This is a genomic window from Vibrio sp. 2433-A1 (assembly GCF_056726085.1).
Window position 1 is genome coordinate 1 of sequence record NZ_JBRESC010000015.1, and the last position, 13,997, is coordinate 13,997.

Consider the following 13,997-nt stretch of genomic DNA (forward strand, 5'->3'; position numbering starts at 1 on the left):
GTAATGCCAGTCAGTTAAGCTGACTGGCATTTTTTCTATTTGTTGCGTACTTCTTGGGTTTCAACTTCACCCATCGAGGATAACTTCTATCTTCTCTTCGAGGCGGTAAGATAAACATGGATACATGCTCTAGTAATACCTCATAGTGTTTAGGGAGCTTTCCTGGGCTTGTTAAAGGCAACGCTGCAAAGTATTGCGTCACAGCCATAGCGCTACTCGTAAAGCTCAGTTGATTTGGCCAGACGCTATCTAACCTACTTGCCGCTTTTGTCATAACCTGCCTGATAAGGTTATAGGCGAGTAAAATACCCCAGAGCTCCTGCTTAACCATATCTGGACGCTTGCTTCGCAATGTATACTCACTGTCAAGTAAGGTCTGCTTCATTTCCCGATAGCCTAATTCGATTTCCCAGCGATAACGATAGAGCTCTACGATTTCTTCGCCAGGAAAACGTAACCCATCACGCATTGATGTAAGCACCTGATACTCCTTACCTTTAATGATTTTTGAGACTAACCTTGCTTCAACTACATCAGGAAGTTCACTAAACTTCTTTCTTGCCTGAGGTGTTGTTTTAATCGCAACGATTGCATCACTCTTGCTGTACCTATGAACGACTTCATACTGGAAGTCTTTTCTCACAGGGAGCATCCAATGCCTCTCTTGGCCGACTTTGTTCCATCGGTTAAGCAGTCCCAGAGAGTAATATCCTTTGTCAAAAATAGTCAGAGAATGGTCTGGCGTTTGTTCTATGAGTTCTTCTGCAAGCCGCATTTCGTTGGTTCGATAGTCAGAGAATGCACTATCGATGAGCTGATGACTTGTAAGCTCCATCAAGCAAACCATGCGTATCTTAGGGTAAATATTTTCAGATGACTGATTACGCTGTGCTTTAAACTCTTGATGATTTTCAGGTGTATCTGCCGTTCTCCAAACGACACCATCGACAGATAGAAGATTGAGTCCACACCAAGTTTCAAACTTAGAAGATTGATAACTCTGAGCCGCCATCGTCTTAAAGACTTGTTTAACACCTTCTTCGCCTAATCTCTGCCTCGCTTGGACAACAGCACTTGGCGCAACAAAGCGCTGTTTGTCTGGTAGGACAATATCAAGTTGGTTAGCGATATCCCAAACAGATTGTTGCCGAAAAAGACTCATTCCTACAACGGACCAAAGTACTGCTTCCAAGGGTAAGCGTCTTCTTCTCACTGTTGCTACACCAGCTTTTTCAAAACCTTGCTGGATAAGCTCTGGACTAAGGATCTCAGAGTATTTGTCAAAGTGATGGAAGGTATTGCATGAGCGAAAAGTATTCGCAAGTTGGCTTTCTAAAGACATGAAAAATCCGATATTAGTTTCCTAATATCGGATTTTGAAGCCTTTTGAGGATCGGTCAAATGATCTCAAAAATTTTTCTTAACTGATCGGCATTACTCCAAGTTGGAGGCCTTTTTTATAGGGCGTGTTAATCTTTCGCGCTGATTTTTGCAGCAATTTGTGGGTTCTTTATACAAGGCAGAGGCTTTGATATGTAGTTGCTCTACCTGATAAGCCGATAACGAAGTAGAAAGGAGCCACAAATGCTGCCCGTAGGGTTCGGCTAAAAGCATTTTACTCTTTGTTGAGAGGATTTTGCTTAGAATGACTAGGCTACAAACCTCTCGCCGCGATTAAAATGCTTTTATCTCGAGCAAAATTTAACCGCGAAAGGTCAACACGCCCTAAGTTAGGCAGACACTTCAACCTCGTAGGAGGTAAATTTTCTGATGTTAATCACGCCAGTGTCAAAGATCATGTATTGCCCTTTGATACCTTGTAGAACGCCAGTGACTTCAGGGTTCTTATCAAAGTTGTGCGAAGTAATCTTAGTTGGGTGTTGATTGACCGGGTAACTGATTGGTGTAATTGCTTCGCTAAGTATTTCAATAGCGTCATCACCAAATTGCTGCTTAATTTCAGCGATCTTGTCTTCAACTAGAGGAAGCAGTTCTGCAAAGCGGGCTTCCAATTCCATCGGCTCACCATCGCCTTTTAGTAATGTACGCCAGTTGGTTTTATCAGCGATGTGCTTAGCGAGTTCCACTTCGATTAGGCCTGAAATATAACGCGTTTTTACCTTGAAAATCGGTAGGCCTTGAGTTGCACCTTGATCGATCCAACGGGTTGGAATTTGGGAGTGTCGTGTGATGCCGACTTTAAGGCTGGAAGTGTTTGAGAGATACACAAAGTGATCCACCATACAATTTTCCTCGCCCCATTGCGGCTCACGGCATGTACCTTGATCGTAGTGGCAAGTTTCTGGTTTCATGATGCACATATCACAGCTGGCTAGCTTCTTCATACAAACAAAGCAGTGACCTTGCGAGTAACTTTTCTTCGTTTTTTTGCCACATGCGCTACAAAATATATTGCCAGTGTGAATGAGTGTTAAACTCTTTCCAATAAATGGGGTGAGGTCGACGAGTTCATCGCCAACCGGCAATCTATAGTGGACGGTATTTTCGAGAGAGGCGCGCATTTTACTTAGCGTACCTTTTGCTAATAAAGACATGACATTGCTCTTACTGGGTGGGCTTAACCCTATTGTGTTTTAGCCTAGCAGTGTAGCATATCCCTCAGGTAATCAATAAAACCCTCATGCACACAGAAAAACGGTTGATAATTTGACTAGTATTGAAGGTAACTTGCGTGTTTATGAGTGATTTCATGTTTTTATTGATTTCACAATAGTAAAAAAAAGGTAAAATTGGAACCAATGTTTCATAATTCGTATTGTTTGAATTCTGTTTAGATATTGGTTTCTTGTAGGTGTTGAGTGAAGTTAATACACAAAATTATCTTTGGTATGGGCCTAGTGACCATCTTGCTTGTGCAACTGTATTGGATGCATGGCAGCAGTCTGATCTATAAAATATCACCAAGTAATTTGACCTATTTGGCGACCAACGATCAGTCCCAAGGCGGCATCTCTACATCCAAGCTCACGCTCAATGGCGAGCAAGCGATATTAGAGTGCGAACTGACCAAATCGCCAAGTTACAGTTGGCCTTATTGTGGTATTTCAATCAACTTAGGAAAATCCGATTATCAAGGTGTTAACTTAGAAAAGTTTCACACCATTCGAATGAATATCGATTTTGAGCAACTCGATAGCGACGCAGACCCAGGCTTGCGCTTTTACCTACGAAATTACAATGACGCCTACTCGACGAAAGATAACGAATATACACAGAAATACAACGGGGTAGAGTTCAAGCCTGGAACTGGTCAAGGTGTCATTGATATACCGATTGCCAATTTACAGGTTATGACTTGGTGGTTGGCAGACAATAACATTCCAATCGAGCTTTCGGCACCAGAATACACCAACACGACTAAGTTCGAATTAGCGACTGGCTCAGGTCACTATAATGGACGCTACCGGATGGTGATTAACAGCATTGAATTTGTTGGCCACTACATTTCGGGTGAAAAACTAATGCTCGGCTTGTTGATATTCTGGGTCTCTTTAGCACTCATATACAGCATTGTAGAGATTCGCCGTAGCCATCAAATGATTTTGCAGGCTCATTTCAGACAAGACCATCTAAAGAAGCTTAATCGCAGTTTAAAGGAGCAAAATGTACACTTTGCAGAGCTGGCTAACCGTGATGCTTTAACAGGGGCGATGAACCGTCACTCAATTCGTGAGTGGTTAGATGTGAACTTTGAGAAAGAGGCCAATACGGCCAAGCTTTTGTCAGTGCTCTATCTTGATATAGACCACTTTAAACATGTTAACGATGAGTACGGGCATGGTATGGGTGATGACATCTTACGAGAGTTCACCATGGTCGTGCTTTCAGCTCTGAGTCAGAGCGAACGTCTTGTTCGATGGGGGGGGGAAGAATTCGTCGTATTCTGCCCAGGAGTCCCGTTATCTGAGGCTACTGAATTAGCAGAGCGAATCCGCCATAAAATAGAAGCGCACATTTGGGTACATGGAGACACATTAACCACAAGTATCGGTGTGGCGAGTCTAGGTAATGAAAGAACCAATGAGATGCTTACTCGTGCGGATGAGGCCTTGTATTTGGCGAAGCGCAAAGGCCGAAACCAAGTTACAGTTAGTGAGTAACAACCTCAGGTACTGCCTCAGTTTCTTCTAAAGAGAGCTCCAATTCAGTATCTGGATTATCATTGTCAGCACTTAGAATGGGCTCTTTTGGACCTAAAAATTTTGGTTTAGCGTTTATTACGTAGATATCCAACACCGCTTTGGCCCTTGCGAATATTTCTCGTACTCGTACTTTCCAGCCTGAGTGGCGAGAAGGTCCTGGAACGGCAAAGCAACTTGCATTAATGTTGTGTGATTTGGCAATGAATAGGGCACGTTCACAGTGAAATTTCTGTGAAATGATAAGAAAGTTATCGGTGTCGAAAATTTTCTTTGCGCGTACAACGGAATCTAGGGTTCGGAAACCTGCATAATCGAGAAAAATCTTCTCTTCTGGGACCTCTGCTTTCAATAGGTCCCGTTTCATTGTCCAAGGCTCGTTGTATGAGCGATGGGCATTGTCGCCACTTAATAAGAAGTGAGCGACCTTTCCTTCATTGTACAGCTCTATCGCTGCATCTATACGATGCGTATAGTATTCATTAAGGATTTTACCTAGGTATTTACTTGTTCCTAGTACGACAGCGACATCAAACTTATCTATTTGTTCAACATTGGTAAATAGCTGCTCTCGGGCTTGGTAAGACACCCAGCGGTCGATGGCAAACAGTGATGCCGCAAGCACGAGTGCAAATACCGGCAGCCAACTCACAAGCTTGATAACTTGCGTCCAACTGAACCATGTTGATTGTTTTCGGTGGAATAGTCTTCGCACTAGATTTGCCGATTCCTTTGAGCCCATAGGCCGATTACTACAAAAGTGATTACAACGCCGCTAAACATAATACCCGACTCAAAAGAGCGGAGTGTCCGAGAGAGGTAAGGTGTTGCTTTTACGATGATTAAGCCGTATCCAAATGCGTTAATCAATATGAAAGCGAATGTCCGAATCACAAAGTTATATGGCCTTAACACTTTTCTTAATAGCACATTAATTTCGCCACCTGCGACAACGAGCGCGCACGCAATTAGTGCGGTCGAAATTTCATTCAGGTATGGGACAAGGTAGTTCCCTAATAAGTTCAAATATTCCATGAATTTCGTGAAGTGATTCCTCGTAGCGATAGGATACCATGAACGGATCGAGCCTTGCGATAATGCAGTGATAAGGGAATAGGATTTATGCCTTCAATTGGGTTCTTATCTCAGAATTTCAATAAAAAGCCCAGCATCTCTGCTGGGCTCTTTGATACTTACGGCAATTAGAAAGCAGTACGCTTGTACTTGCGGTAAACCGGTTGCCAGAATGAAGCATCAATGGCTTCTTCCAACGCTTCATCGGTGATCTCTAGTGCCACACCTTGCTCAATCGCCTTTTTAGCAACGGCAAATGCAATCTTCTTAGAAACAGAATGAATCGCTTCTAGAGGTGGAAGTAGAGCTCCTTGGCCATTGATTGCTAGAGGAGAGCAAGTCGCAAGCGCGCGGCTTGATTCCATTAGCATTTCGTCAGTAACACGTTTCGCTTGTACAGCAAGTACACCTAGGCCGATACCAGGAAAGATGTAGCTGTTGTTACATTGAGCGATAGGGTAAGTCTTACCTTCATGTACCACTGGATCAAATGGGCTGCCTGTCGCAACAAGTGCTTCGCCATTGGTCCAACGAATGATGTCATTAGGTGTCGCTTCAACACGGCTAGTCGGGTTTGATAGTGGGAAGACAATCGGACGAGCACAATGTTTGTGCATCTCTTTGATGACTTCTTCGCTAAATAGACCCGGTGCGCCAGATACGCCAACCAGTACTGTTGGCTTAGCATTACACATGACATCCAACAGTGAGAAACCGTTACCTTCTGATTTCCATTTTGCGGTGTTCTTATGTTTTTGAACAAGACGCTGTTGGAAATCGAGCAAGTTAGGCATGCCTTCTTGTAGTAAGCCCCAGCGGTCAACCATGAATACCTGAGAACGTGCTTGTTTGTCACTGATACCTTCCGATACCATTTGCGCGATGATAGCCTCTGCAATACCACAGCCAGCAGAACCCGCACCTAAGAAGGTAACGCGTTGTTCAGACAGTTTGCTGCCCGCTGCTTGACAGGCTGCAAGTAAAGAACCAACAGTCACTGCAGCTGTACCTTGAATATCATCGTTAAAGCAACAAACGCGATCTTTATAACGTTCAAGTAGTGGCATCGCGTTTTTCTGAGCAAAATCTTCGAACTGAATAAGTGCATCAGGCCAGCGACGCTGAACAGCTTGCATAAACTCTTCAACGAATGCGTCATATTCTGCACCGGTGATACGCGGGTGACGCCAGCCCATGTACATAGGGTCAGCTAGACGTTGTGGGTTATTGGTACCAACATCCAATACGATTGGTAGTGTGTAAGCAGGGCTGATACCACCACAAGCGGTGTAAAGAGCCAGCTTACCAATAGGAATACCCATACCACCGATACCTTGATCGCCTAGACCTAAGATACGTTCACCATCAGTGACAACGATTACTTTTACGTTGTGGTTTGAAGCATTGTTAAGAATGTCATCAATGCGGTCTCTGTTAGCGTAAGAGACAAACAGACCACGGCCACGTCGGTAGATGTTTGAGAAGTTTTCACATGCTGCTCCAACGGTTGGAGTATAGATGATTGGCATCATCTCAGAGATGTGGTTTTGTACCAGACGGTAGAATAGAGTTTCGTTAGTGTCTTGAATGTTGCGTAGGTAGATGTGCTTATCCATATCGCTTTCGAAATTACGATATTGTTGGTAAGCGCGTTCCACTTGTTCCTGAATTGTTTCAGTGTTTTCTGGAAGCAGACCTTCTAGGTTAAATGAGCTTCTCTCTTCAGCTGAAAAAGCACTGCCTTTATTAAGGAGCGGAGTGCTGAGAAGCGCAGGGCCTGCATATTGGATATATAGAGGGCGTTTATCGTTATTCATTACATGCCTATAGTAAGGTTTAGGGTCGACAGACCTTCGGGAACAGGAACATAAAAATGATAGGGATTCGTTGTCGTATTGTAAACTGAATATTCCTGCATTCTGGCACAGTTTACGTATATAATTTCGTGCTTTATCCCAACAGATAGCTTAGTCCATGTCTTGCTTGCCAATCGATACCCTCAAATCTCAATTTCTCGCGCAAATCTCTTCGCACCACCTGATCGTTGAAGCAGAAACAGGCTCGGGAAAATCGACGCGTTTACCACTGTGGGCATCAGAGAAAGGGCGCGTGTTGGTGATTGAGCCGCGGCGAATTGCCTGTACATCGCTGGCGCAGTTTTTAGCCGAAGAAAGTCAGCAACCACTAGGTCAGCAAATTGGTTATGCGATTAAGCTTGAGACACGTTACAACGAAGATACTCAAGTGGTTTTCGTTACCCCCGGTGTCGCATTGCGTTGGTTTTCTGAAGATAAGCTTGCCACTTTCGATACCATTATTGTCGATGAGTTTCATGAACGGCGCTGGGATACCGATCTACTGGTGGCCTTACTCAACGATTGGCAACAGCACCGGTTGGTGGTTACATCTGCAACTATTGAAGGCGATAAGTTGGCTGGCTATGTTGGTGCGAAACGACTGCAGGCGAGCGGACGAAACTATGATGTCGCAATCGGCTATCGCAGTGGTGACTCTAGGCAATTGCCGGACGCGAGAAACCTAGACGAAAAAGTAAAACAAGAAGTGCTTGCTCTGTCTGATATGCAGGGAGATATTCTCGTCTTCCTTCCTGGGCGTAAAGAAATCGCTCAATGTATGAGTAAGCTATCTAACCTTGAAGGCATTGTTCCCGTTCCTTTGCATGCGTCGGTGACTGACGAGCAGCGACAGCTCGCATTGAATACTCAATCCTACAAAAAAGTGGTTTTAGCAACCAATGTCGCTGAAACGTCTTTGACGATCCCAAATATCGTCGCGGTGATTGATTCAGGTTTAGAGCGCAGAACTGAACAGAGAAATGGTCGTACGGCTTTAAGTTTAAAGCACATTTCCAAAGCGAGCGCGAAGCAGAGAGCAGGGCGCGCGGGTCGTGTTATGGATGGTGTCTGCATCCGTTTGTATGGTGAACATGCGGCTTTGGCTGCGACTACGCCTCCTGAATTACATCGAGAAACACTCACCGAAGCGATACTTGCGTCTTCAAGCTGTGGCAAAGCGATGACCCAGTTAACTTTCTTAGAGCCGTTACCTGAGAAATCCGTCATACAGGCGATTGAAGTGCTGCGTAAGATGGAGGCGATTGATCAAAATGGTCTTGCGACTGAGCATGGCAAGCGTCTCTACCCTTTACCTATTGATGCGCTATATGCGGATCTCGTCACCCGCATGGATAAAAAAGCACTCAAGGAAGCGATGGTCGATATGACTGCCGTTCTTGCAACCCCGGCAAGCCTCTATCGCTACTCGAACAGCGAAGAGCAACAAGAGAAGCTTGCTCAAGAAGAGCCTACCGGTTGTGACGCCCAATTGGCGATTGCTTTGATTCGTGGGGAGTCCTTCTCCGGCGTCAATGTAGATAGTGATGTGTTAAAAGAGGCACAGGCATTGGCCAAACAGATGAGAGAGGCGTTTGAATTACCAGAGCTTTGTGTTGCTTCACGCTACAGCCACTCCGAATTGGTCGACGCAATCGCAGCTCTGCATCCTGAGTTGATTTTTGTTAGACGAGTCAAGCGTCGTGAAGCCTTCGCCAATGGTTTGATGGAAGTGACGCTTGGGCGAGATAGCCGCTTGCTTGATAAAGCGGAAGCAGCATTGATACTTGATACCCATAGCTTGCCAGGACGAGGAGTGAAACAAACACTCAATCTTGCCACGTTTATCATGCCAATAGCTCAAGCCAAACTCGCTGAATTGGGCATAGGTGAGTGGGAGCAAGCGGAGACGAAACTTATTGATGATATGCCTCATATTGTGATGCAGTTGATCTATGCGGGTAAAGTTATCGCGACTAAAACTGAGATGGCAAAAGGTGAGTTAGCAATTAAACCCATGATTGAAGCGGTTAAAGCGAACACAATCATGCCCGGCTTTGCCAAGTTAAGAACTGAGCAGATTGAACATTGGAAGATCTATAATGCACTTGGATTAAGCGGTGAGAATGCAGAGTTGAATCAGTTAACGTTTGACTCATGGTTTCACCAACAGCTAGCGACGTTAGAGCTAACTGATATTGAAGAGCTGCAATTGTTTAATGCTGATGATTTTGTTTTTGATGGGATTCCTTACTGGGAATATGAAGACTTTGCACAAACTTACCCGTTTGAGTTAATGCTCGGTGATTTGAACCTCAATGTTGAGTATCACGTTAACAAGAAACTGGTTAGTGTTATGTATCGCGATGGGTTGCGTAAAACCTATCCAAAACGCTGGGAACTCCCAAGGTGGAATGGCTGGCGAGTGCAATATAAAAAGGCCAGTAAGGTCGTCGACATAAAGTAGCGGATTTTGATGTGTATTATTCGGTAATAAAAATATTAAACTTCGGAAACTGCATGGCGTTTTGTTGTGTGGGTTTTGTTACAAACTGTGTTTTTATATAGCTTTTCTAGCCCTTTTTTGGGTATAAAAGATGATTGTTTTATATCCTATTGCTATAACAAAGCTTATGAAGGATATTGAATATATTGTGTTGCCGACATTACGGGGGATGATATGGAACATCTAGGCAAGACAAGTGTTGTATTCGACTATACTTCTTTTCTCGGTGCTTCTTGTAGTAAGAAATGGACATTCTTAGAGGCAATGAGTACGTTTGCTCCGATCTTTAGTTTAGCTTGGAAGAATACGATAAAAGAAACTATCTCGGTTGAAGACCGCTTGTGGGATCAGGCAATGAAATCGTTGTCTGCCAATCGTAGCGATGAGTCAAACATCGTAACTTTACTTCAACTTGCGCAAGCTGAAGGTGTTGAAGAGTTGAAACTCGTTATGCCTTATGAATTAGAGGTAGAACAACTAGAAAAAGTCCGCTCTAAGATTAACGTCGAAATCTCTTCATTGTCTCAAGATGAGCTCATGATTAAGTTCTAACCAAAAAGATCTCCCTGTGAGATCTTTTTTAGTTTTCATTGTTAATAAGATAGCGCTCGATCATAAATCTTACTATTACTTCAGTAACTTGCCGAATACTTACGCTATATTTCTAACTGTTGTTCCAATTCATCTATACACACTTTAACGGTCAAACTCCCAAAGGTATGGGGTTAGCGTGAAGGTAGTTGGAGAGTCACAGGGGTTATAATGGAATTAAAACTAAGCTGGGTATTGGCACCTCTTCTAGTCGCTGCATCGTTTCCATCATTTGCGAGTCCAGAAACAAATGAGATTAAGTACGACTACCTCTATGCGGATTTAAGTGCGGGGTCACTGAATGAAAACCTAGGGGTAAATAATAATGTCACCGTATTGTCCATAGGCGGCAATTACCTATGGACAGACAAGGTTCTACTTACGCTTGATTATAGCGCGAGGTTTATTCACCCAAGTACAACGACAACAGAGTTCTACACGCTACTTCCCGGGGTTGCTTATCGCTACCCATTACTTGACAAGCTTGATGTCATTGCAGGTGCTAAGTTGGGTTATTTGTGGGCCTCACAAACACTCGATGCAACTGATCAAGAATTGTTTAAAGATAACGAAATGATGTGGGGCGCGAGCCTTGAGTTTAAATACGCGTTAACTAAAGCGTGGGAACTCTCAATGCGAGGTGAGATGAGTAGCAGTGACTTAGCTGACGTTGGTGTATTCCATATTCGTGCTGATTACCAATTTAGCACCAACTTAAGTGTCGGCGGTTTTTATACTCACAGAGATGGCGACTATCAGACGGCTGAACTTAGCGGAAATGCAACCACTAACGAAGGTGGTATTTCGCTACGATACCTCTACTAATTCAGTTTTCAATATCGAGAACCAAAAAGAGCCAGCAAATCGCTGGCTCTTTTAATTTGTCACAGTGCGATTAAAGAACAGCAGCGATGCCTTTGCAAAGTGGCAGCATGTTTGAGCGAGTCATACCAGCAACACTGATTCGGCCTGAACCAACGATGTAGATAGCGAACTCTTCTTTTAGGCGATTAACTTGCTCTTTAGACAGGCCAGAGAACGAGAACATGCCGTTTTGACGTTCGATAAAGCTAAAGTCCGCATCAACACCTTGCTCTTTCAAAGTGACCACAAATAGCTCACGCATAGCTTGGATGCGATCGCGCATTTCAGCGACTTCCGCTTCCCATTCTGCACGGAGTTCAGCGTTGTTTAGAATATGAGTGACAACGGAACTACCGTGCGCTGGTGGGTTAGAGTAAATAGAGCGAATAATCGCCTTCACTTGAGAGAACGCAGTCGTAGCTACTTCTTCAGACTCAGCTACGAGTGTGAAGGCACCAACACGCTCATTGTATAGGCCGAAGTTCTTAGAGAATGAACTCGCGACTAGGATTTCTTTGTTGTACTTAGCAAAAATACGAAGACCTTGCGCGTCTTCTTCTACGCCTTTAGCGAAACCTTGGTAAGCGAAATCAAATAGAGGTAATAGCTTCTTATCAGCTACAAGCTTCGCTAGTGTTTCCCACTCTTCAACTGTTGGATCAATACCAGTAGGGTTGTGACAGCAGCCGTGCAGTAGAACGATATCACCTTCTGCCGCTTTCTCTAGGTCAGCGATCATAGATGCAAAGTCTTTATCTTTAGTTTCAGCGTTGTAGTAGCTGTACTGAGCCGTTTGGATGCCCGCAGCAGTGAATACACCGTTGTGGTTTGCCCATGTCGGGTTGCTGATCCAGATTTTAGCATCACCTAACTGACGCTTAATGAATTCACCAGCAACGCGAAGCGCACCTGTACCACCTGGTGCTTGCGCGGTTTTTGCACGTTTGTCTGCAACGATCTCTGCATCAGCACCGAATAGAAGTTTTTGAACCGCTAATGCGTATTCTGCTGTCCCTTCGATTGTTAAGTATGATTTGGTTTTTTCCGTTTCAATAAGTGCAGCTTCGGCTTTCTTTACCGTCGCAAGAACAGGGGTTTCACCTTGTTCATTTTTGTAAATACCAACACCTAGGTTAATTTTTTCTGAGCGAGTGTCTTTTTTAAACTCTTCAGTTAGGCCTAGAATCGGGTCCGCAGGAGCCGCAACTACTTTTTCAAACATAATCGTCATCCGTGTTAATCGAAGGGAAAATATAAATAACTCGTTCATTTATACCTGTCTAAACGATGAGTGACAACAGCGAAAGGAAGAAAATAGTGAAATATAAACGTTTAGCGTTTACTCAGGTCAATTTGAGGGATTTAAAACAACTATCCCTTGCACTTTTATACTGAAAGGGATAGTTGAACACATGAAATTGATGAGGAAATTAAGCAGGGCTCGAAGTAAACAGTTGGAGCTGTTCGCGCTCAAGTTCATTTTCTTGTTTTTCAAGCCCACGATATTTGTCAGCAATCGCAACAAACTCATGCTCTATGGCTAGGAAAGCGTCTACGATTTGCGGGTCAAAGTGTTGTCCATTTCCTTCAAGGATAATCGATTTCGCCTTGTCATGGCTGAACGCTTTTTTGTATACACGTTCGGAAATAAGTGCATCATAAACATCGGCTAATGCCATTAATCGACCTGAAAGGGGAATTTCTTCGCCTTTTAGACCGTTAGGATAGCCTTTACCATCCCACTTTTCATGGTGAGTCAGGGATATTTCCTTAGCGAGCTGCAAGAAGGAGTTACTACCAAGTTGTTGCTCGGCCATCGATAGGGCTTTGGCACCAATTTCAGGATGCCCCTTCATTACTTCAAACTCTTCATCAGTTAACTTCCCAGGCTTTAGCAATATCTGGTCAGGGATGCCGACTTTGCCCACATCGTGTAGCGGCGCAGATTTGTAGAGTAGCTCGATATAGCTGTCAGTGAGTAAGGCTTGATGTTGTTCGAACTGGCTCAGATATTGCGCGAGAGCCCTGACATACTCTTGGGTCCTTAATATATGTGCACCCGTTTCATTATCACGTGACTCAGCGAGGGCGGATAGGCTAATGATGGCCACGTCACGGGTTGTTTTAACTTCTTCTTGGCTAGACTGTAAGCTGTCCAACATTTCATTGGTTAGTGACGCCATACTTCCCAATTCGTCATGCTCGAAAATGGGCAATCGAGTATTAATATTGCCTTTGGTAACTTCTATCAATGAGTATTCTTGAGCCAAGAGGATTTTTTGCATAAGTTTTGACCACAACACCATAATGGTGATGGTATACCCACCCAATACAAATACAATATAGATAAATTCTTTGATTACACTGATCCTACCGGTGCCATCAAGCACACGCTCTGGATTATGCTCTAGCCAAAATATATCTTTAATAGCGACCATTGCGAGCATTGTCGACAAGGTGATTATCAGTAAACTTACCATGATGATCATCTGCTTGACCATAGATTGGCGTTCGCCACTTAGCTCAATATTACGACGCTGTTGATTGGAAAGGCTGTCGAATTGATCGAGCTTCGCAGTTAACTGTAAGATTAACCCAGTGAAGAAACCAAACAGCGTCATGCCCACCAGCACCTTCAAATTACTATCAAGCGGAAAGTCATAGTGAGAATTGTAAAATTGTGCAAGAGGAATGCTGGCTAAGAAAAACAAAGTTGCATCAAGCTGGGCAAGCCTGTTTTCAGCGACGAGGGAGTGGCTTTTCAGCAAATAGTGACGTAATAAAAAAACGATTCCATAGGTGACTGATATATGGAAGAGTATCTGACTAGCCGTTAATGTTTCGAGCATAGGGCAAACGCGCCCGCCATAGATACCAAAAATTAGTGCAGCTACTACGTAAAGTTTGAGTGTAAGAGGTGCATTATAGTTTGAATTTACCATTATCTAG

Annotated in this window: 11 protein-coding genes; 4 read left to right on the top strand and 7 right to left on the bottom strand. The window is 43.8% G+C overall.

Translation table 11 applies throughout. The features are described 5' to 3' along the window. Window positions 1-10: 10 nt before the first annotated feature. Window positions 11-1,342: an IS4 family transposase gene (locus ACU01J_RS15295; RefSeq protein ID WP_481084253.1), complete on the bottom strand. Its 1,332-nt coding sequence runs from the start codon at window positions 1,340-1,342 to the stop codon at window positions 11-13. Window positions 1,343-1,730: 388 nt separating this feature from the next. Continuing rightward, window positions 1,731-2,555 carry a DUF2797 domain-containing protein gene (locus ACU01J_RS15300; RefSeq protein WP_481086489.1) on the bottom strand — a complete coding sequence of 275 codons (825 nt, stop codon included), beginning with the start codon at window positions 2,553-2,555 and terminating at the stop codon, window positions 1,731-1,733. 294 nt (window positions 2,556-2,849) lie between these two features. Between ACU01J_RS15300 and ACU01J_RS15305 the strand changes: the two genes are divergently transcribed. After that, entirely contained in the window at window positions 2,850-4,121 is a 1,272-nt protein-coding gene (locus tag ACU01J_RS15305) for a GGDEF domain-containing protein (RefSeq protein ID WP_481086568.1), read from the top strand. On the opposite strand, the gene ACU01J_RS15310 is transcribed toward ACU01J_RS15305, so the two are convergent. The 3 genes from ACU01J_RS15310 to ACU01J_RS15320 all read right to left on the bottom strand — a co-directional run bounded on the left by ACU01J_RS15310 (window position 4,111) and on the right by ACU01J_RS15320 (window position 7,051). Then, window positions 4,111-4,902: a SanA/YdcF family protein gene (locus ACU01J_RS15310; RefSeq protein WP_481086490.1), complete on the bottom strand. Its 792-nt coding sequence runs from the start codon at window positions 4,900-4,902 to the stop codon at window positions 4,111-4,113. The genes ACU01J_RS15305 and ACU01J_RS15310 overlap by 11 nt on opposite strands. Continuing rightward, window positions 4,875-5,195 carry a DUF3392 domain-containing protein gene (locus ACU01J_RS15315; RefSeq protein WP_481086491.1) on the bottom strand — a complete coding sequence of 107 codons (321 nt, stop codon included), beginning with the start codon at window positions 5,193-5,195 and terminating at the stop codon, window positions 4,875-4,877. Before ACU01J_RS15315 ends, ACU01J_RS15310 begins: the two co-directional genes overlap by 28 nt. Window positions 5,196-5,362: 167 nt before the next feature. Further along, a complete protein-coding gene (locus ACU01J_RS15320; RefSeq protein WP_481086492.1) occupies window positions 5,363-7,051 on the bottom strand; it encodes an NAD-dependent malic enzyme in 1,689 nt (562 codons plus the stop codon). A 157-nt stretch (window positions 7,052-7,208) separates the two neighbouring features. On the opposite strand from ACU01J_RS15320, the gene ACU01J_RS15325 reads away from it, so the two are divergent. From ACU01J_RS15325 to ACU01J_RS15335, 3 genes are all read left to right on the top strand, one after another. Next, the gene (locus ACU01J_RS15325) at window positions 7,209-9,554 is read left to right on the top strand and encodes a helicase-related protein (protein WP_481086493.1); all 2,346 of its coding nucleotides are present in this window, start codon (window positions 7,209-7,211) and stop codon (window positions 9,552-9,554) included. A 213-nt stretch (window positions 9,555-9,767) separates the two neighbouring features. Beyond that, entirely contained in the window at window positions 9,768-10,145 is a 378-nt protein-coding gene (locus tag ACU01J_RS15330; protein ID WP_481086494.1) for a transporter, read from the top strand. Between the two features lie 210 nt (window positions 10,146-10,355). Continuing rightward, window positions 10,356-11,009, top strand: a complete 654-nt coding sequence (locus ACU01J_RS15335) for an outer membrane beta-barrel protein (RefSeq protein WP_481086495.1) — start codon at window positions 10,356-10,358, stop codon at window positions 11,007-11,009. 70 nt (window positions 11,010-11,079) lie between these two features. On the opposite strand, the gene ACU01J_RS15340 is transcribed toward ACU01J_RS15335, so the two are convergent. Together ACU01J_RS15340 and ACU01J_RS15345 are read right to left on the bottom strand one after the other, a co-directional pair. Continuing rightward, window positions 11,080-12,270, bottom strand: a complete 1,191-nt coding sequence (locus tag ACU01J_RS15340) for an amino acid aminotransferase (RefSeq protein ID WP_481086496.1) — start codon at window positions 12,268-12,270, stop codon at window positions 11,080-11,082. Between the two features lie 208 nt (window positions 12,271-12,478). Next, window positions 12,479-13,990, bottom strand: coding sequence for an HD-GYP domain-containing protein (locus ACU01J_RS15345; protein WP_481086497.1), 1,512 nt, complete (start codon window positions 13,988-13,990; stop codon window positions 12,479-12,481). Window positions 13,991-13,997: the final 7 nt, after the last annotated feature.